Raw genomic sequence first — 19,258 nt, 5'->3', positions numbered from 1 at the left:
GCGCCTCGGTTCAGGATGGAGCCATGGACGGCCTCGGTGACGGACTGTTGCTGGGGGTGCTGGACGCGACCCCGGCCTGTGTCGGCATCCTCGATCCCGAACTCCGCTATCTGTACGTCAACCCGGCGCTGGCCCGGCTCAGCGGGAAACCGGCCCACGAGCACCTGGGCCGGGCCGTCGACGAGGTGTTGCCGTTCACCGGTCGCGGCAAGGGCGTACTGCGCGAGGTACTCGCCGACGGGCGGTCCCGCGAGGGCATCAACGACGGAGTGACGCTCTCCGGGACGGGCCTGGAACACCACAGCTGGCGCGGCGCGTACCACCGGCTGGAGGCGGACGGGGATGTCGTGGGCGTGGCCGTGGTCATCATGGTGATCAACGGGGTGCGGCATCAGCACAGGGAGCTGGAACGGGTCCGGAAACGGCTGGCTCTGCTGGACCGCGCGGCCACCCGGATCGGCACCACGCTCCGCATCGACGACACCTGCGCCGAGCTGGCCGAGTTCCTCTCCTCCGAGCTCGCCGACATGGCCGCGGTGATGATGTACCCCCCGACCCCGCACGGCGGCTCGGAGCACCTGGCGGAACATCGTCCGCCACCCGAACACCGTCCACCGGCCGAACACCATTCGCCGTCCGGACACCGTTCGCCGTCCGAGCACCGTTCGCCGTCCGAACACCGCTCATCGGCCGAGCACCGTTCATCGGCCGAGCGGCCCGGTCCGGTTCGGCTGCGGATGGCGGGGGTCTCGGCCGTGCCGCATCTCCAGGACTATCTCGTGGACATCAGCGCGTCCGTGGGCGAGCAGCTGCTGTACCGGCACGGGTCGAGCGTGCAGCGCTGTCTGGACACCGGTCGGCCCATGGTCGAGAACCAGCTCAGCGCCGAGGAACTGAGCCGTTCCATACCCGACATGGAGCATTTCCCCGCCCATCGCGCGGTCGGTGTCCACTCCGACCTGGTCGTGCCGCTGACCGCCCGCGGCAATCTGATGGGCGTGGTCGTCCTCGTCAGGGTCGGGGACTCGCCGCCCTTCGAGCAGCAGGACGTGGTGATGGCCCAGGACCTGGTGGGGCGCGCCGCGATCGCCTTCGACAACGCCCGCCGGTACGCCCGCGAGCACGGCATCGCGGTGGAACTCCAGCGCGCACTGCTGGCCGAAGGGCCCTGCCCCCACCCCGGGATCGACGTGGCCACGCGCTATCTGCCCGCCGGGGACAGCGCGTTGGTCGGCGGCGACTGGTACGACATCATGCCGCTGACCCGCCGGCGCACGCTGCTGGTCATGGGCGACGTGATGGGGCACGGCGTCGAGGCGGCGGTGGACATGAGCCACTACCGGGCGATGCTCCGCGTCGTGGCCACCGAGGACCTGCCACCGCACGCCGTACTGGAACGCCTGGACGCGCTGATCACCCGCGCCGGCACCGACCGTCCCGCCACGTGCCTGCTCGCCCTGGTCGATGCGCCTAACAACAGGTGCCTGTTCGCCTGCGCCGGCCATCTGCCGCCCGCGGTCCTGGACGCCGACGGCAGCGTCAACCTGTTCCCCGTTCCCGTGGGCGCGCCGCTGGGCACCGGGTTCGGCGGCTACGAGACGGTGACCGGCTGCTGCGGCCCCGACCGGACTCTGCTCCTCTACACCGACGGCCTGGTGGAGCGCCGGGAACAGGACGTCGACGAGTGGCTGAGCCGCCTCACCCGGCAGCGCCTCCCCAGCAACGGTTCCCTGGAGGACCAACTGGCCGTTCTCCTGGCCGGCTTGGTCCCGGGCGGCACGGCGGAGGACGACGTGGCGGTCATGGCGGCACGGCTCCACCCGTAGGTTCCGCGGAGCCCGGGAACGCTGCCCGCGAGTTCACGCGAGCGAGTCAAGTGGGTTCTGCGTCCCAGCGACACGCCGCATGCACGGCGTGTCGCTGGGACGCAGAACCCACTTGCCCTCATCCGGCGGGATTCGCCAGCAGCATCTCTGGGGTGCGGGGTGCGGGGTGCGGGTTTTGCGTACGTTCCGGAATCTGGCTTCTGCGTACGCCCTGCGTACGTACCGGGGCCCGGCCTCCTCGCATCGCGTGATCCCGCGTCTCAGCGCGCCCGCCAGTCGCCGCCCTCGATGAGCCTGCCCCGTGCCCGCAGCGTGGCCGCGACCGCGGGCGCGGCCACGTACACCCAGGCCCGTACGCTCATGCCGTCCTCCTCGCGGGTCACCTCCCTGGCCACGCGCTCGTAGAGGTTGGCGGGGTCGCCCGGGGCGTACTCCTCCAACTGGTCGAGGGTGCCGAGGAGTTGGCCGTACTGGTCCGATGCGGCGGTGACCAGGTCCCCGCACACCACGCCACCTGGTTCCTCGACGGCGTACGGATAGCCCGGCCCGTCGTAGAGCACCGCGTCGGCGAGTCGTCCCGGCACCTCCGAGCGCGTACGGCCGCGCAGGAAGAGGTCGTGGTTGTGCTCGCCGGGGCGCAGGGTCCCGTAGACGAAGAAGGGCAGTCGGCTGCTCATCCCGGCGGTCTCCTCTCCCCGGCTTCCGCCGGTGCCCTGACCTTTGCAGAAACGATTCTTACCCCTCACACATCCCCCAGCAGTCGGCTATGGACATGCCATGTCCGGGCCGCCTAGAACTGTGCGAACACCCCCACCCAACCTTCTCCCGCTCCCCATTCCCCCACCACCACGCGTTTCGCGTGCCTTCTTGAGGAGTTCGATGAGTCGGACACGGCACATCCGAGGCTCGCGCCTCGCCACCGTCGGTATATCGGCGGCGGCCACCAGTCTGCTGGCGGGGGCGCTGGCCCCGAGCGCGATGACGGCCGACGGGCCGACCCGGGACACCGTCCTCGGCAACGCGACGGCGGTGCTCGCCGACCAGGCCGCCCGGCTGGGTCTCACCTCCGCGCAGGGCACCGAGGCCCGTGACGTGATCGTCGACGCGGACGGCACACAGCATGTGCGCTACGACCGGACGTACCGCCAACTCCCCGTGCTGGGCGGCGACTTCGTGGTCCACCTGACGGCGGCCGGCGCCTACCGCGCTGCCGACCGGGCCACCACTCGTCCGCTCTCCCTCGCGAGCATCACGCCGTCGGTCTCCGCCCCGAAGGCCGCCGACCTGGCCGCCGCGGCGCTGCGCCTCGCGAACGTCGGAGAGACGCTCCGCAAGATAACGGCCAAGCCCCAACTGGTCGTTGACGCCCTGCACGGCACTCCCAAGCTGGCCTGGCGCACCGAGGCCGGGGGCAAGGACTCACTGGGCAACCCGGTCGCGCGCGTGGTCCTCACCGACGCCGCGACCGGCAGGCAGATCGACGCGTGGGACAGCATCGAGACGGCGACCGGGGACGGCCGTTCCCTCTACAGCGGCACGGTCCCGCTGGAGACGACGCGCTCCGGTTCGACGTACCAACTGACCGACCCCACAAGGGGAAACACGTACACGGGCGACACCAAGAACAAGACGGACTCCTGCATCCTCATCATCTGCTACCAGCGTGCCCCCGCGCCCGTCCTCACCGATGCCGACAACCACTGGGGAACCGGGTCGACTTCGAGCCGGGCCTCGGCGGCGGTGGACGCGCAGTACGGCACCGACACCACCTGGGACTACTACAAGAACGTCCATGGGCGCAGCGGTATCGCGGGGGACGGCAAGGGCTCGTACAACCGGGTGCACTACGGCAGCGCGTACAACAACGCCTTCTGGGACGACAGTTGCTTCTGCATGACGTACGGGGACGGTGACGGGACGACCTTCGGGCCGCTGGTCTCCCTGGACGTGGCCGGGCACGAGATGTCCCACGGCGTGACGTCCAAGACGGCGGCGCTGACGTACTCGGGCGAGCCCGGCGGTCTCAACGAGGCCACGTCGGACATCTTCGGCACGCTGGTGGAGTTCTACGCGAAGAACCCCTCCGACCCCGGGGACTGGCTGATCGGCGAGAAGATCGTGAAGTCCGGCTTCGGCCGCTCCGCCCTGCGCTACATGGACCAGCCCTCCAAGGACGGCAACTCCGCGGACTGCTGGACCTCGACGGTCGGCAACCTCGACGTCCACTACTCCTCGGGCGTCGCCAACCACTTCGCGTACCTGCTCGCGGAGGGCAGCGGCCGGAAGACCATCGGCGGCGTCGCCCACAACGGCACGACCTGCAACGGCACGACGGTGACGGGCATCGGCAGGGCCAAGCTCGGCGCGATCTGGTACCGGGCGCTGACGGTGTACATGACGTCGTCGACGAAGTACGCGGGTGCGCGGGTCGCCACGTTGAACGCGGCGAGGGATCTGTACGGGGCGGGGAGTGCGGAGTACCGGGCGGTGGGGGGTGCTTGGTCGGCGGTGTCGGTGAACTGACAAGCGGGTGATGGGGGCGGACCGGGGTGTTGGGGATCCCGTCCCCTGCGCCTTCGCGACGGGGCGTGGCATGGCGGGGCGGGGCGAGCACAACTGCGGTCGCACCGCCCGCACGCACGGCCGCACTCGTACGGCCGTGAAATGACGTTGCCCCGGCCCGTACGCGGCACTTAGGGTCGGTCGGGTGACTGCCGGGTCGGCCATGGGCCATGCACGAGTGGGGTTCCCGGCCTCGCCGTGAGCGCGAGGCGGGCGAGAGCCCCGCCCTTTCTCCGTGTCTTTGCAGCAGGCATCCGCCCAAGCCCAAGAGCCACGGAGACCCCTCACTGATGACCCATGACCAGCAGCACCCCACCCCCGCATCCGAACTGCCCACGACCACAGCCCAGTTGAACCACACCGCCGTCTACGCGACGGACCGGCACCTGTCGGCGGAGTTCATCGCGGCGGTCCTGGAGTTGAAGGTCGGCGCCCCCTTCGGGCCCTTCATCCCCGTCGACCTCGGCAACGGCGTGACCCTCGACTACTACGAGTTCAGGAGCGAGCCGATCCAGTCCCAGCACTACGCGTTCCTCGTGCCCGAGACCCGGTTCGACGCCATGATCGCCCGCCTGGAGGCGCTCGGGGTCACGTACTACGCGGACCCCCGCCACACCGAACCCGGCCGGACCAACGACCTGTTCGGCGGCAAAGGCGCCTACTTCGCGGACCCGGACGGCCACAACATGGAGATCATGACCCGGCCGTACGCTCGTCCCTGACGGGTCGCGTGCCGATTCGGCCGAGGGCTTCGGGCCCCGCCCGGCCGGGGCCTACGGCCCCGCCGGGTCGGGCACGGCCTCCGGCACCCACCTCACGCCGCTCCTCAGGGAGCGCGGCACGGATGTCGAGGAGGGTGTTGGGGACACGGCAGTGGGCAGCCACGGCCTCCTGGCGTGCGACGTCCAGCTCGCACCAGACGGACTTGCCGACGGTCAGCCCGTGTACGCCCCAACGGTCGGCCACCTGTCCGACGATCAGCAGCCCACGCCCGAACATGTCGTCAGTGGTCGCCTCACGGAGGTGCGGCCGTAACTCGCCCTTCGGGTCGGACACGGAGATGCGTACGACACTCTCGGTGAGGGTGAGTTCCACCCGGAAGAGCCGATCACGCAGGCACCCGTGCAGTACGGCGTTGCCGCCCAGCTCGGACACCAACAGGGCGGTGTCGGCGGCGAGTTCGGGATGCCCCCACTCAGTGAGCAGGCGGTGGGCCCGGCGGCGGGCGAGGGTGACGCTCTTGGGGAGTGGCGTGTAGTCGAGACGGTCGTGACGGAGCGGGGCTTCGGGCTCTGCTGATTCTTGCGGGGCGACCATGTGGCTCACCTCCGGGCAGGGGCGAGCGGCGCCATAGGCCATCTGACGCCGCTCTGCGAGCGATTCGTCACCGACGGTAGGGGCGCCGCTCCATAACCCGCAAGTTCCTCGCGGAGGAATTCCTCCGAACGAGGTTTGCGATGCCGCCACGCACCGCGCCAAACTGGCGGCGCATCAACCAGCCATGAGGAGCACCAACGTGAGCGCGAGCCAGTCGACGCAGGGCAACAGCACGTCCACCGTGCTGGGACGTCGATTGGGCGGTGAACTCCTGAACTTGCGCGTCACGGCGGGCCTGACACAGACCCACGCGGCCAAGGCGCTCACCGCATCCACGACGAAGGTCGCGAAGATGGAGCGCGGCTGGGTGCCCATGCGCGACCCGGACATCCGGGCGCTGTGCGAGCTGTACGCCGTCCATGACCCCGGCGTTGTCGGACGGCTCCTGGAGCTGGCGAGGATCGACCGCGAGCGCCGGAAGGCCAAGGGCTGGTGGGACGACTACACGACGCTCGGCGTCATGCAGGAGTACGTCACGCTGGAGAACGCGGCGACGACCATCAGGGCCTGGCAACCCGGGTTCATCCCCGGCCTACTTCAATCCCCCGAATACGTACGAGCGCTCAGGGACGGGCCTTCAACTTCCGCAGAGGTGGCCCAGCGCAAGGTCCCGGACGAAGAGTTCGTCGCTGCACGACTCGCACGGCAGCGGCGGCTCACCGACGATCCGCCGCTTACCCTCCGGGCCGTGCTCTACGAGGCAGTGCTGCGAAACTTCCCCAGCAGCACGGAGGCGGCTCTCGGACAGATCGAGCACTTGACCAAGGTGGCCGACCTACCGAACGTCACTCTCCAGGTCTTCCCGTTCAGCGGCGGAGTGCACCATGGCCTCAACGGTCCCTTCAACATCATCTCGTTCACCGAGCCTGGAGCCATGGACGTCGTCTACTCGGAGTCCACGTTCGCTCCGACATGGGTCGAAGGAGGGGAAGGAGCCGCCGCCTATGACGAGTTGTTCGAGACGATCAGCGAACGTTCCCTTTCCGAGCGGGACTCCCTGCTGTTCCTCCGCAACCTGAGCAAGGAATTCTGAGCCGTGCCCATTCACCAGTTCCGCAAGTCCACCTACAGCGACACGCAGGGCGAGTGCGTAGAGGTCGCCACCAACATCCCCACCACCATCGCCATACGCGACTCGAAGCACCCCACAGGCCCGTCCCTCCGCGTCCGGCCCGCCACATGGGAGGCCTTCCAAACCGTCCTCGCAGACGGCAGCTTCACCACGCCCGGCTGGAATCAGTAGTGACTGCTTTCGAGCGCGAGCTTCAGCAGGCCGCCGCGCGCAGCCGCGACCGGCTCATGCGGTACCGACGGAGGGGCGCTGGCAGGAGTTGGCGTACTGGGATCCGGTCCCCACGGCCCACGAGCACACGGAGTCGATGGGCAACAGACGCTGGGAGGGGTGCAGTTGGCTCAATGTCCCTGGCCCGTTCTACGCGAGTGAGACCGACGACGGGCTGAACGGCCCGTACTACCTGCCTGAGCACGTGCTCTCCAGCGATCAGCGCTACGAGTTCGTCCACCGGCAGCCGGCAAACCCCCGTGAGGTGGCAGGCATGGTGGAGATCGCCCGCGGTGAGGTGGTGGGCCCAGCGCGAGGCGATCCGCGCATGGATCGCCTCCGAACTCGCGGACGACCAGAACGAGCCGGAGGCACTGCGGGCGTACGCCGCATACCTGGACGACGGATTGGAGGAGTACCTGCGCGGCTATGTGTTCTGGCTGACCGAGAAGCGTGAGCCACCCATGGGTGAACCGCTTCCGACTCTCTGACCCTCGGTGGTGGAGCGGCTCAGTCCGGAGCCGGTCTCCAGCGCAGCGCGGCTCTGTTCGTGGATCGCCAACCCCAGGCACACAGTGCGACGGCACAGACTCCGGCTCCGACACCAAGAAGGACGTACATGTCCCCTGGCACCGGGGCCCCGCCATCGACGGTTATGGGCGTAGTCAGCCACATCGAAATGGTGCTGCCCAGCGCAGAGGCCAGCAGCGCAGGGAACAGGAGACTCCAGGCGACGACGGAGCCGTTGACTCCGTTGCCCCCTGTCAGGACTGACAGGGGGGCTATTTCACGGCTGAACCGCAGGAACTCGGCCAGCGCGCTGATGCCGATGGCCAGCACGGTCAGGAAGGCTCCGATCAAACCGAGCAGTCGGACCCAAGTAGCCAAGGCGGCAAGATCGTTGGAGCCGAGCAACCAGCTCTGCCCCAGCGGATCGGCACTGGCGCCCGCTGCCAGGTGTGTTCGCGCCGCCTCCCGAAGGCGGGGCAGAGACAGAGCCTCCCCGGACTTGGAGACCGCGACGAGCGAGAGGGACTCTTCTCCTTGCGCCTTCGCTCCCTCCACTGGTCCCCGGGCAACGGTCACCACGCCGTCACCCCCGGCCAGACTCCATCGGGCGAGTTCCCCGACTCTGGGATCGAGACCACTACGTGCGGCGTTGAACTGGGAAGTCTTGCAGGGCAGGTCCAAGGCGCGAAGGGCAGCGCACGTCCCGCTGAGAGTGATCTTTCCGGGTGACTCTCCATTCGGCGGGGTCTGCCGGACCAACAGCAGCTCGGTGTCGGCCGGCATCGCCGCAGCGAAGTCTTGTACTCGGTCTGCGTCAGCGTAGGGAGAGACAGAAAGCAGCGTTGACCCGATCCGCTCCTGAGTCTGCTTCGCGAGCGTCGCGTTCTCACCCAGCAGTCCGGTCCACAGCTGTACTTGCGCGACCAGCCCGATCATCACGATCAACGCGGTCACGAAACGTGCCGTACCACGAGGCTTGGCAGATATTCTGCGGCCCGCAATCAGCAGACCCGGCAGACCCAACCGTCGGCCCGCAGCGGCAAGCCGAATGCCGAGCCAGCCACAGAAAGCACCGACGACGACGGGCAGCGTCGCCAGCACAGCTACTACGCCGAGCGCATAAACCGGCAGCCGCAAATCGTCACCGGCCAATTCCGGTCCGCGTACGGCGAAGAGCAGGGCAAAGGGAAACATCCAAGGCCCTGATGCCCGCAAACGCTGGGATCCGACTGTTGGCCTCACTTCCCTGGCCGACTTCCGTCTCTTGGAGTGGAGCAGCACGGCAGCAGCCAGTACGAGAAGAATCGCGGTGGCTGCGGCCGCTACCAGCCACGCTGCGCAACGGCGTACGTCTTCCGCACTGAGCGTGAAGTCGACCAGGGGGAATGGGATGTCGAGCATGAATGCAGGGAGCAGTACGCAAGCCGCGACAACCGCCCCGAGGATGGTGGGAACTGCGGCTTCCCCGAGGGTGAAGATTCCCCTCGCTCCGCGGCTCGCGCCCAGCGCTTCGAAGAGTGCCAGTCTGCGCTCGCGAGCCGTTGAGCCTGCGCGAGCACTCACCAGGAGCAGCGCACCCGCTGGCAGCAGGACGAATCCGGCGACTCCGGCCGCGAGGACCGAGAAATCCGGGATCGACATGCTCTCGCCCACTCCGGCCGCCGATCCTGCGGGCACCCCGAATCCCTTGAGCGGGTACATGTCGTGCTTGTCGAGCAGGTTCGCACGAGGCCGCACGTAGGCGAAGCGTTCTTCTGGAGCCTGCAGTCCTTCCTTCCCGATGGTGCCCGCAAGTTTCCCGTACCGGGATTCGATTCCCTCAGGCGCACCCGCTCTGATGAGAGCGGATGAAAGCACGGCCTCACCCGGCTCGGGCCACTTGTTCAAGCCAGGCGGCAACGGAGCATTCTGGACGAGCGGTTCGATATACGTGACAGAGTGCTGGCGTCCTGCGACGTCATCGTTGCCCCAGGCCCACAGCGCCACAGCCTTGTCGGCCGAGCCCTGTTGAAGAATTTGCGGAGTGCGGGCGGCTCCTCGCATATCCCGGCCCTCGTACGTCGCGTACGCCAGGGCGAGTCCACTCAGTCCGAGCATCATCAAGCCTGCGGCCAGGAAGATTCCCCAGAATCGGATACGCCCACCTTCGGTTGACAACGCCGTTGTGCGCCCCGCACTCAGCAGCTGAACGGCAAGAGCCCTGCGCTTCATGCGGAAACTCCTGTAGCCGGGGCTGCACTGGAGGCCGGCGTGAGCGATCCGTCATGAAGAACCAGTTGCCTCTGCGCCCGAGCGGCAACAGAGCTGTCGTGTGTCACGACGACAAGCCCGCACTGCCGACGTTCCGGCAGGCTGTACAGCAGCTCGGCGACGGTCTGCCGATTGGCTGAGTCCAGGGCACCGGTCGGCTCGTCCGCGAGCAGCAGGGCGGGACGGTTGATCAGTGCGCGAGCCACCGCGACTCGTTGCCTTTCGCCGCCGGACAGCGACTCCGTATCCGCAGAGGTGCCCCTGACGTTCAGCTCGTCCAGGAGTTCAGTTGCTCGAGAGAATGCCTCCACGCGTGGCAGGCCGGCGAGCAATCCTGCGATTGCCACGTTCTCCACGGGGGCGAGTTCGGGCAGAAGCTCGCCCGCCTGGAAGACCATGCCCACCGATTCGCGACGGTGCCGGAGCAGGCTACGGCCGGACAGCCGCTCCAACTGCTTGCCGCGCAGTATCACCGACCCGCTGTCCGGTCTGATCAGCCCCATGACGCACATGAGGAGGGTCGATTTGCCACTGCCGCTTGGACCAGATATCGCGACAGATTCTCCCGGCCCGACCCTCAGGTCAACGCCCCCGAATATCAGCCGGTCGCCCACCTTGTACTGGAGATCAGATATCTCCAGCACAAGCTCGTCCATCGCGTTCACTTTCCCCGCCTTCAAGCATACTGATATACAAAGAGAAAACTTCCGAGAATCAGTCGGAATCCCAGACACTGCAGTCATCCGGCCAGTTGTTGATGTACTCACAGGCCTTTATGCGCCAGATTTCGTTACTCTTGTACGCGCTCTTGTTCTTGTAGCCCCTGCCCCGCTTCTCCCACAAGTTGTAGACGTCGTCGGAGAAATACGGGTAACTGTACTGAGCCTTTACAGGGTGTCCGTCGGCCTCCATGTCTGCGATGTTTGCATAGTGCCGTCCGCCCGATGTCGAGGCGGAAGCACCGTTGGTCGCCGCGGTGATCTCCCCAGCGAACGCCGGCGTGCTCGCAGTGAGCGCCGCTGCCACGATCAGGCCCGCCGCCGCCTTCTTTATCCTCATCGAATTCCTCCCCCTGCACTCGATTCCTCGAGTGCGCAACTTAACTTCTACGAAAGATACAGATGCGCCAGACGTCCCCTGACCGCGTCAGTCGACATCCCACCCACTGCAGTCATCGGGCCAGTTATTGATGTACTCGCAGGCCCGAATCTGATAGATCATCCCGCCATACCCGCTCGTGGCGGTATTCCCGTACCCTGCTTTCTCCCACAGGGTGTACACCTGGAGGTCCGGGAAGTTTCGTGAGTACTGAGCCTTGACCGGGTGACCGTCCTTCTTGGTGTCCTTGATGTTGGCGTAGTGGTCGGACCCGGAGGTGTAGGCATACGCGCCATCAGTCGAGGCGTTGATCGCAAACGCGGGCGCCGACGCCGTTATTGCGGCTGCCGCAAGAACAAGGGTGACAACTCTTCTTATGTTCGCCATTCCCCTACCTTTCTTTCGAAGTGGACGCCGCATCAGAAACCGCAGCGCAATCCTCGGACACCGTACTCATTTTTCACCCCGAACTCACGGAACCTCTTCAACAAGCACCCAGTACTCGTCTCCTTCATCCACTGCAGCACAGATCCGCCTACCATTCTCCGACATGGCGATAAATTCAATTGACCCATTTTGTGAAAGTAGACGCCCAGGCAAATTTTCACCGACCAAGTCTTTCACGCACAGCCATCCAATATCGTCAATATCGTCACCGGCCAGCAGCACGTAGAACTTCCCGTCCGTTGCTGGTAGTTGTGCCCTCTCTGCCTCACTGTGCCATTCTCTACCCAGTTGCTCCACGGCGCCGGGGGCGTCTTTCTTTACGGAAAATACCGGCTCCGAATAGGCACTCTCCACCATTTCGAGAGCATCCAGCGCAGTGAACTCGACCGGAGGAATTTGCCCCTCAAAAAGCTGGAGACCGCTTGAAGCCAAAACCGAACGGACCTTACCTGAAACCGACCCCATAGCCGTGTCGCCTCCATCCACGTCGACTATGTCAATTCCACGTTCCCCAGCCATTCACATAGAAGAAGTGATGATCTCCCCCAGGCTTGTCCATTTTTCCGTACCTTGCGTAGTCTTTGTAGCGTCGTCCGACGCCAGGAGAGTTATCCCAACCGAAGTTTACGCCTGTCCTGCTGGGGAAGAGTTTCGGCTGCCCTGCATGGAAGTGTGAGCCTGCTCTGTCGAAGGTATGCTCGACGACGACTCGCGACCCTTGTGCGGTTTCAAACTGCCTAAAACGACCCCAGTGAGCCTGGTTGCTCGAGTACAGATATCCGGGCATGTATGAGAGCTTTACATTTCCCGTGACAATCCATTCGGCGTCTGGCAGCGTCCCGTAGGGCACCCCCGCCAGGTCGAAGGCTGCGGCTTCCGCATCCGCTCGAAGCGGGAAGGGGTTGGCCTTCTCTCCCTTCGGCAGCAGCGCCGGATCACCCGCACGCGCGGCACCAGGCCCAAAACGAGTTGGAGTTGGGGAAGCCTTGCCAAAGAGGCCCTTACCCCACCGCCAAGCGGGTCCGATCAGGGGACCGAGTGCGCCGCCAAGTGCGCCGAAGAGGAGGTCCCCAGGCGTGGTCGGCCGGCACTGAGCAGTGTTAATGGCCCACGTGTAGCCCATGCCGATGGCGGCGTCGGTGACGGCTGCGACGCCGAGGGCTCGGCCGCCGGAGAGGCCGAGGGAGCCCGCGAGGCCCATGCCGGCCGGGGCGAGGAAGCCCGCGCCCGCGCCGATGAGGGCGCCCTTGCCGGTGGCGACGGCGAAGTCGCCCCAGTCGAAGTCGTCCTGGTGCTGGAAGGCGTAGATGCCGCCGCTGACGACGGCTCCGATGCCTGCGCCGATGCATGTCGGGCAGTTGCCGGAGGGGTCGGCGAGGTTGGCGGGGTCGTTGTCCGCGTAGTTGTAGGACGACTGGTTGGGGTTGTCCGCGGTGGGCGAGACCGGATCCTGCGTGGTGAAGCGCTGCTGGGTGGTGTCGTAGGAGCGGGCCCGCAGTTGGAGGCGGTCGGGCAGGTACTGGTCTTTGTACTGGCCGGTGTAGCCGTAGACGCTGGACTGGCCGCCGCTGATGGTGGCGGTACCGGTGGAGGTGCCCCAAGGACCGTACGTGTAGCGGTAGTTGTCGACGCCCGCCGTGTCGAAGACGGTACTGACGGAGTTCTGGCGGTCCTGGGTGAAGTAGTAGGTGCCGGCGGTGCGGTCCATGGAGCGGGCCGTGCCGTCGGGGTCGAAGTGGTAGTCGGCGATCAGCGCGCCGGAGGCGTCGGTGTCGGTGGCGATCTGTGGGAGGTCGCCGGTGATGTCCCAGCGCGAGGTGCGGATCAGCGCGTTGTTCTTGTTGGCGACGGTGCGGTTGCCGTCCGCGTCGTACAGGAACGAGAAGCTGTCGCTGCCGATGGTCGCGGACTTGACCCGGCCGGCCGGGTCGTAGGCGTAGGTGCCGTCGTCGTCCTTGGTCTGGTTGCCGTCCGCGTCGTAGGTGTAGCTGGTGGTCGCGGATCCGACGGTGCTCGTGGACAGTTGGTCGCCCGCGTCGTACTGGTACGTCGTGGTCGTGCCGGAGGTGGCCGAGGTCTTGAGGTTGCCGACCTTGTCGTATGTGTGGGTGTTCCCGGTGGTGCCGGTCAGGCACGACGTGGCCGAGGTGTCAGTGCACGATCTGGTGATGCGGCCCGCGTCGTCGTACGCGTAGCGGGTCGGGTTGCCGGTGCTGGGCTTGTCCTGGGTGAGGCGGTTGTTCTCGTCGTAGGTGTAGGTGTTGCTGCCGGTCGGCGTGGTCATCGAGGCCAGGCGGCCGACCTCGTCGTAGGTGCGGGTCTCGCTGCGTGCCGTGGTGGTGGGCAGCGTCGTCGTGGTGACGTTGCCCGCCTTGTCGTAGACGTAGCTGATGGCCTTGCTGTTGGTGGTCTGGCTCTTGATCCGGCCGGCCTTGTCGTACGTGTAGCTGGTGGCCCGGTTGTCCGGATATGTACGCGACTTGAGGGTGTCGTCGGTGTTCCAGACGTAGCTGAAGGGCTTGGCCGCGCCCGGTGACGTGATCGACTGGATCTTGTCGTCGTTGTCGTAGGTCAGCGTGCGGGAACCGGTCGCGTCCGTGACATTGGTGATGCGGCTGGCGTCGTCGTAGATGTACGTCTGCGTCGGTGTGCCGTCGGAGTAGGTGATCCGCGTGGGCAGGTTGCGGGCGTCGACGGTGGTGGTGATGGTCTGTGCGCGGGCGTTGGTGACCTTGGTGCGGTTGCCGTCGAGGTCGTACTCGTAGGAGACGGTCTTGGCCAGCGGGTTCTTGACCGAGGTCAGCTGGCCCTCGGTGTTGTAGCCGTAGGTGGTGGTGTGCGTGTTGGCGTCGGTGCTGGTGTCCAGGAAACCGGCGGCATCGTAGGTGAGGCTGGTGGTTCCGGTGTCCGGGGCGGTGATCTTCTTGGGGCGGCCCAGTTCGTCGTACTCGTAGACGGTCTGCTTGCTGCGGGCGTCGGTGACCGAGGCGACATTGCCCACCGCGTCGTAGCCGGTCCTGGTCTGGTGGCCCAGCGGGTCGGTGACCGAGGTGGGACGGCCCGCCACGTCGTAGCCGTAGGCCCAGGTGTATTTCGCCGGGTCGACGCCGGTGACGTTGCCGCGCGGGTCGACCGTGGCGGCCAGGTTGCCGTCGTCGTCATAACCGTGCGTGGTGCGCTCGGCCTCCGGGGAGACCTCGGCGGTCAGGTTCCCGTCGTCGTCGTACTCGTACGAGGTGAGGTAGCCGGCCCAGGTCTTCGACGACAGGAGGCGGTCGTTGTCGTCGTAGACCAGCTTCATGCCGCGGTTGAGACCGTCGTAGGTCTCGGTGACGTTGCCGTTGTCGTCATAGACGACACGCCGGGTGTGGTTCAGCGGGTCCGTGGTGGACAGCGGCTGGTTGTCCGCGTCCCAGGTGAACGCCGTGGTCTTGCCCAGCGGGTCGGTGACCGTCTTGCGGTTGCCGGCCTTGTCGTAGCCGATCGCCCACGTGTACTGCGACGCGTCGGCCCCGGTGGCGTTGCCACGGGCGCTCACGACCTGGATCTGGTTGCCGGCCTTGTCGTACCGGTACGTGACCTTCGCGCCCCGGCGGTTGATCTCCTGGTTCAGGCGGCCCGCCGGGTCGTAGCCGAGACTGGTCTGCTTCTGGACCGGATCGGTGATCAGGTACAGCTGGCTGGCGTCGTTGTAGGCGTAGGTGGTGACGCGCCGGGCGGCGTCGGTGAGCGTGATGAGGTTGCCGACCTCGTCGTAGTCGTAGGCGGTGGTACTGCCGCGGGCGTCGGTGACCGACGTGGTGCGGTCGGCGTCGTCGTACGTGAACGCCGTCGTGTACTTTGCCGGATCCGCACCGCTGACGTTGCCGCGCGGGTCGACGACCGTCTTCACCCGGCCCGAAGCGTCATGGGTGTAGGTGGTCTTGTTGCCCTTCGGCGTGGTGACCGACGCCAGGTTGCCGCTGGTGTCATAGCCGTACGCGGTGGTCTTGCCGCGCGCCGTGGTGGACGTCTCCAGCAGCCCGGTGGTGGCGTTGTAGCCGTACGTCGTCGTCTTGCCCAGCGCGTCCTTGACCGAGATCAGCTGGTTGTTCGCGTTGTAGCCGAAGACGGTGTCGTTGGACTCGCCGTCCTCGTACGTGGCGACATTGCCCTTGGCGTCGTACGTCCAGTACTCGTCCGAAGCGGCATTGGCCCGGCGCTTCATCCGGCCGGACGTGTCGAAGTCCCACTGGGTCTCGCGGATCTCCGCATCGACCGCGCTCGTGCGGTTGAAGAACTTGTCGTAGCGGTAGTAGCTCTTGTTGTTCAGCGGATCGAGCTGCGTGAACAGGACGTTCTTGTAGTAGACGTCCGTCCACACACCCTGGTCCGGAGCGGTGACGTCGACCTGGTCGAACACTCCGTTCTTCGAGTACGCGAACCTGGCCGTGTGGCCGGTCGCGTCGGTCTGGGACGTCACCCGGCCCTGCGCGTCGTAGATGTTCGACGTGACAGCCTTGCCCCGTGCGTTCGTGACCTTGTCCAGGAAGCCGGAGGCGTTGTAGCCGTAGATCTCCGCCTTGCCGTCCAACGCGGTCACGCCCGTCAACCGGTCACCGGTGTAGGCGTAGTCGACGAACCGGCCGTCGGCCAGCGTCACCTTGTCCAGCCGGTCACCGACGTAGGCAAGGGAAGCCTTCCGCCCGGCCGCGTCCGTGATCTCCGTGGGCCGACCGCCGGTGTACGCCAGCGTCAGACCCCGGCCGGTACGATCCTTCACGGCCGTCAACTGACCTGAGGCGTTGAACCCGTACGTCGATTGATCAGCGGTCGTGACCTTGAAACCGCTGCCGTCCGCGGCCAGCTTGGAGCGGGACTCCCCGGGAGTGGTGAACGTCCCGCCGGACGTCTTGGCGAAGGTGTGCCGGGTACCGCCCTCACCGACCAGGACCGCGTCACCGTCCGCCTCGAACTGCAGCCGCGTCTCCCACGGCAGTTGCCAGCCCTTGCCCAGCGCTCCGGTCAGCGTGTTGTCCGAGGAGTACACCCGCCCGACCGTCAACGGCACACCCGGCGCGGCGACCTGGGCGTCGGTGAACGGCTCGGTGAACGCGCCCGTCGCCGTACTCACAGGGTCCGCACGCATCACCGTGGTACCCACCGAGCCGCTCGCGTCGCCGCACACCGCCGCGCACGCCGCGCCCTCCGGCAGAGCCGGAACGATCTGGTAGGAGTTCTGCGAGCCGCAGGATTCCACGTCCGTGGGATCGTCCGTCACCGTCGTGCAGACGTAGATGAAGTACTTCGGATCCGCCTTCGTGCAGTTGGTCGCGGGCAGCGTGATCGACGCGTTGACCACCGGCAGTTCAACCCCGGTGTTCAGCGTGGGCGCCTGCACTGTCTGGCCAAAATCGAAATACTGATCCGGTGCGTCGGCGCAGTAGTCCTCAAGCTGCCAGCGCACCTTGACCGGGTGCACTTCACCAATGGCACCACCGGCCTGGTAGATCGCGGCGGACAGTTGCAGGGGTTCCCCGGGGACCGCGGCACCGATGTGGTTGCCCAGCGACATCAGGAACCCGCCCTGCTGGGCAGCCGTGTTTCCGAACGGATCGGCCGTCACCTGCCACAGGGCACCAGACGAATACGCCGCGGCTGCCGCACCCGCACCGCTCACGTAGGAGGCCGGACGGATACCGCCGCCAGACCCGGAGGCCACACCCTCGGGCTTGGACTCGGACCTGGACGCGGACTCGGACTTGTCAGGCTTGGACGCGGACTCGGATTTGGGACCAGCTGCCTTCAACTGCCGCTGGTTCTGCTCATGCAGCTGGATCTGTGCGGCGGTGGTCGGCTTGGTCCGCGTCGCGGGCAGACCGTGCGGCTTCGTCGCCTTGGCGAGGTCCTTGGTCTGCTCCCGCCGCTCCTTGGACGATACCGCTTCCTGCTGTGCGGCCGGTCGGGGACCCCGGTACGCCTCGCTCGTCGACCCGCTCGACCCGCCCGACCCGTCGACCGTGACCCTGATCAGCCAGCCGCCGCCCGCGACTACGGACAGCACCAACGCCACGATCAGCACGCGAGCGCGCGCAGACACAGAACTCAGCAATTCCCCCGCCCCCTACACACCGTGCACATCGCTGGTCACTCAGCGCACAACTTGTGGAGGAACTTTCATTCACTGGACACCTAAAAACAAGGTCGGAAAAGATCCAGTTCGCTCTGCTATGCCGACGTCTGGGCAGCACGCTTTGCCGAATCGTTACTGCACACCCTTGCGCACCGTGTCACGGCTGCGCGCGTTCACACCGTCAAAAAGCTGTGGAGGCCGACGAGTCGACATGGATACGCTCCAGCGCTCGACGACTACCGACGGAGGCCCATGCCCGGTCCGAAAATGCACCCCGACGAACTCGACATCAGCGCGGCGCTCGTCGGTCGGCTGGTCGCGGAGCAGTTCCCCGAGTGGGCCGGGCTGCCGGTGAAGGAGGTCGTGTCCGCCGGGACCGACAACGCCATGTACCGGCTGGGCGACGACATGGTCGTACGGCTGCCGCGGCTGCCCGACGGGGCCCGGCAGGTGGACAAGGAGCAGCGGTGGCTGCCGCGGCTCGCGCCGCAGCTGCCGCTCGCGGTCCCCGTGCCGCTCGCCAAGGGGGCGCCCGGCGAGGGGTACGCGCTGCCGTGGAGCGTGTTCCGCTGGCTCGACGGCGACAACGTCTATGACGCGCCGCTCAGCGGCGACGCCGAACTCGCGTACGCTGCCGTCGAGTTGGGGCGTTTCGTTGCTGCGCTGCGGACAGTCGACGCCACCGGTGGGCCGCCCTCCTGGCGTGGCGGACCCCTCACCGACGGCGGTGACGACGACGTCCGTGCCGCGATCCGCGACCTGGGCGCGGTCAGCACGCTGGACGAGGACATCGCGACCGCCGCCTGGGAGGACGCCCTGCGGCTCCCCCAGCGGGACGGCGACCCGGTCTGGCTCCACGGCGACCTCCTGCCGGGCAACCTGCTCGCCCGGGGAGGCCGCCTCAGTGCGGTCATCGACTTCGGCGGCCTCGGCGTCGGGGACCCGGCGGCCGACGCAGTCGCCGCCTGGGCCGTCTTCAATGCCGAGACCCGCAGTCTTTTCCGCGACGCGGCCGACGTCGACGACGCCACCTGGGCTCGGGGGCGGGGGTGGGCCCTGTGTTTCGGGCTGGTCGCGGAGCACTATTACCGGGTCACCAATCCCGTACTCGCCGCCGTAGGGCATCGCGCGGTGGCCGAAGCCCTCGCCGACTGCGCGGCGTAGTTGCGCCCCCAGGTAACCTCAACTCCCGTGAACCGGCGTCGGCGGAAGAAACTCTCCAAGTACCTTGTCGTGGCTGCCATGTTGGAGGACACCGCGCATGTCGCAGCGCTTCTGCGAACTGGAGCTCAGGCAGAAGCAGCGAACGCTGAGGGCACCACCCCTTTGTACGCGGCATCCGTGCAGGGGGCCGCTGACGTTGTCCGCCTGCTCCTCGCAGCCGGGGCCTCGCCCGACACCGAGAGTGGACACGGCTCGGAAGGCACACCCCTGTGCGCAGCCGCATGCTGGGGGCATACCGACACCGTGCGCGAGTTGCTCGCTCACGGCGCCGACCCGAACCTCCGCGAAGACCACGGCACGGGCCGCACTCCTCTCAACTGGGCTATCCGCGGCCCCTATCCGGAAACTGCCGCGCTTCTGCTCGCGGCGGGGGCCGACCCGCACGAACACACGGCGTAGCGCTCATGGTCACGTTGGGCACGTCAATTCCTCAGGCCTGCTTCCACCCAGCATGAATGGACGCTTTGGGACGGCGGACAGCGTTTGTGGCTGTCCCGTACCTTCCTTTCGGTCGCGGGTGAGATGGGATTGCTGCGGCGGGAGTGATCGCGGCGTCGGGGCGCGTGCGGA

At 66.9% G+C, this 19,258-nt stretch carries 16 protein-coding genes; 8 read left to right on the top strand and 8 right to left on the bottom strand.

Going from position 1 to position 19,258, the window contains the following annotated elements; translation table 11 throughout:
* Positions 1-23 precede the first annotated feature (23 nt).
* Positions 24-1,826 (top strand): SpoIIE family protein phosphatase, encoded by a 1,803-nt coding sequence (locus tag OHA11_RS32155; RefSeq protein WP_266502350.1) that lies wholly within the window; start codon positions 24-26, stop codon positions 1,824-1,826.
* 260 nt (positions 1,827-2,086) lie between these two features.
* On the opposite strand, the gene OHA11_RS32150 is transcribed toward OHA11_RS32155, so the two are convergent.
* Positions 2,087-2,503 (bottom strand): gamma-glutamylcyclotransferase family protein, encoded by a 417-nt coding sequence (locus tag OHA11_RS32150; protein WP_266502349.1) that lies wholly within the window; start codon positions 2,501-2,503, stop codon positions 2,087-2,089.
* 202 nt (positions 2,504-2,705) lie between these two features.
* Here OHA11_RS32150 and OHA11_RS32145 point away from each other — a divergent pair, with 202 nt between their 5' ends.
* Complete coding sequence (locus tag OHA11_RS32145) at positions 2,706-4,349, top strand: M4 family metallopeptidase (RefSeq protein WP_266502348.1); 1,644 nt, start codon at positions 2,706-2,708, stop codon at positions 4,347-4,349.
* Positions 4,350-4,678: 329 nt separating this feature from the next.
* A complete protein-coding gene (locus OHA11_RS32140; protein ID WP_266502346.1) occupies positions 4,679-5,110 on the top strand; it encodes a VOC family protein in 432 nt (143 codons plus the stop codon).
* On the opposite strand, the gene OHA11_RS32135 is transcribed toward OHA11_RS32140, so the two are convergent.
* Complete coding sequence (locus OHA11_RS32135) at positions 5,082-5,705, bottom strand: ATP-binding protein (RefSeq protein WP_323186716.1); 624 nt, start codon at positions 5,703-5,705, stop codon at positions 5,082-5,084. The two genes, OHA11_RS32140 and OHA11_RS32135, sit on opposite strands and share 29 nt — an antisense overlap.
* Before the next feature lie 199 nt (positions 5,706-5,904).
* Here OHA11_RS32135 and OHA11_RS32130 point away from each other — a divergent pair, with 199 nt between their 5' ends.
* The 3 genes from OHA11_RS32130 to OHA11_RS32120 all read left to right on the top strand — a co-directional run bounded on the left by OHA11_RS32130 (position 5,905) and on the right by OHA11_RS32120 (position 7,538).
* A complete protein-coding gene (locus OHA11_RS32130) occupies positions 5,905-6,798 on the top strand; it encodes a helix-turn-helix transcriptional regulator (protein ID WP_266502345.1) in 894 nt (297 codons plus the stop codon).
* A gap of 3 nt (positions 6,799-6,801) precedes the next feature.
* Positions 6,802-7,008, top strand: a complete 207-nt coding sequence (locus OHA11_RS32125) for a DUF397 domain-containing protein (RefSeq protein WP_266502344.1) — start codon at positions 6,802-6,804, stop codon at positions 7,006-7,008.
* Positions 7,009-7,340: 332 nt separating this feature from the next.
* The gene (locus OHA11_RS32120; protein ID WP_266502343.1) at positions 7,341-7,538 is read left to right on the top strand and encodes a hypothetical protein; all 198 of its coding nucleotides are present in this window, start codon (positions 7,341-7,343) and stop codon (positions 7,536-7,538) included.
* 19 nt (positions 7,539-7,557) lie between these two features.
* Here OHA11_RS32120 and OHA11_RS32115 read toward each other — a convergent pair whose 3' ends face one another.
* The 6 genes from OHA11_RS32115 to OHA11_RS32090 all read right to left on the bottom strand — a co-directional run bounded on the left by OHA11_RS32115 (position 7,558) and on the right by OHA11_RS32090 (position 17,431).
* Entirely contained in the window at positions 7,558-9,768 is a 2,211-nt protein-coding gene (locus OHA11_RS32115; protein WP_266502342.1) for a hypothetical protein, read from the bottom strand.
* The gene (locus OHA11_RS32110) at positions 9,765-10,463 is read right to left on the bottom strand and encodes an ABC transporter ATP-binding protein (RefSeq protein WP_266507610.1); all 699 of its coding nucleotides are present in this window, start codon (positions 10,461-10,463) and stop codon (positions 9,765-9,767) included. The genes OHA11_RS32115 and OHA11_RS32110 overlap by 4 nt, the downstream gene beginning before the upstream one ends.
* Before the next feature lie 58 nt (positions 10,464-10,521).
* Positions 10,522-10,866 (bottom strand): hypothetical protein, encoded by a 345-nt coding sequence (locus OHA11_RS32105; protein WP_266502341.1) that lies wholly within the window; start codon positions 10,864-10,866, stop codon positions 10,522-10,524.
* Between the two features lie 87 nt (positions 10,867-10,953).
* Positions 10,954-11,292: a hypothetical protein gene (locus OHA11_RS32100; RefSeq protein WP_266502340.1), complete on the bottom strand. Its 339-nt coding sequence runs from the start codon at positions 11,290-11,292 to the stop codon at positions 10,954-10,956.
* Between the two features lie 84 nt (positions 11,293-11,376).
* A complete protein-coding gene (locus tag OHA11_RS32095) occupies positions 11,377-11,838 on the bottom strand; it encodes a hypothetical protein (RefSeq protein ID WP_266502338.1) in 462 nt (153 codons plus the stop codon).
* A gap of 10 nt (positions 11,839-11,848) precedes the next feature.
* Positions 11,849-17,431: a DUF6531 domain-containing protein gene (locus tag OHA11_RS32090; protein ID WP_266502337.1), complete on the bottom strand. Its 5,583-nt coding sequence runs from the start codon at positions 17,429-17,431 to the stop codon at positions 11,849-11,851.
* A 285-nt stretch (positions 17,432-17,716) separates the two neighbouring features.
* On the opposite strand from OHA11_RS32090, the gene OHA11_RS32085 reads away from it, so the two are divergent.
* Positions 17,717-18,628, top strand: a complete 912-nt coding sequence (locus tag OHA11_RS32085; protein WP_266502336.1) for an aminoglycoside phosphotransferase family protein — start codon at positions 17,717-17,719, stop codon at positions 18,626-18,628.
* Between the two features lie 27 nt (positions 18,629-18,655).
* A complete protein-coding gene (locus OHA11_RS32080; RefSeq protein WP_266502334.1) occupies positions 18,656-19,087 on the top strand; it encodes an ankyrin repeat domain-containing protein in 432 nt (143 codons plus the stop codon).
* Positions 19,088-19,258 lie beyond the last annotated feature (171 nt).

This window comes from Streptomyces sp. NBC_00878 (genome assembly GCF_026341515.1).
In the GTDB taxonomy this organism is placed as follows: domain Bacteria; phylum Actinomycetota; class Actinomycetes; order Streptomycetales; family Streptomycetaceae; genus Streptomyces.
This window is presented reverse-complemented; position numbering and strand designations above follow the sequence as displayed.

Coding starts and splice junctions, on each gene's coding strand:
- OHA11_RS32155 (WP_266502350.1), top strand. CDS start 24: ATGGACGGCCTCGGTGACGGACTGTTGCTGGGGGTGCTGGACGCGACC.
- OHA11_RS32150 (WP_266502349.1), bottom strand. CDS start 2,503: ATGAGCAGCCGACTGCCCTTCTTCGTCTACGGGACCCTGCGCCCCGGC.
- OHA11_RS32145 (WP_266502348.1), top strand. CDS start 2,706: ATGAGTCGGACACGGCACATCCGAGGCTCGCGCCTCGCCACCGTCGGT.
- OHA11_RS32140 (WP_266502346.1), top strand. CDS start 4,679: ATGACCCATGACCAGCAGCACCCCACCCCCGCATCCGAACTGCCCACG.
- OHA11_RS32135 (WP_323186716.1), bottom strand. CDS start 5,705: ATGGTCGCCCCGCAAGAATCAGCAGAGCCCGAAGCCCCGCTCCGTCAC.
- OHA11_RS32115 (WP_266502342.1), bottom strand. CDS start 9,768: ATGAAGCGCAGGGCTCTTGCCGTTCAGCTGCTGAGTGCGGGGCGCACA.
- OHA11_RS32110 (WP_266507610.1), bottom strand. CDS start 10,463: ATGGACGAGCTTGTGCTGGAGATATCTGATCTCCAGTACAAGGTGGGC.
- OHA11_RS32105 (WP_266502341.1), bottom strand. CDS start 10,866: ATGAGGATAAAGAAGGCGGCGGCGGGCCTGATCGTGGCAGCGGCGCTC.
- OHA11_RS32100 (WP_266502340.1), bottom strand. CDS start 11,292: ATGGCGAACATAAGAAGAGTTGTCACCCTTGTTCTTGCGGCAGCCGCA.
- OHA11_RS32085 (WP_266502336.1), top strand. CDS start 17,717: ATGCCCGGTCCGAAAATGCACCCCGACGAACTCGACATCAGCGCGGCG.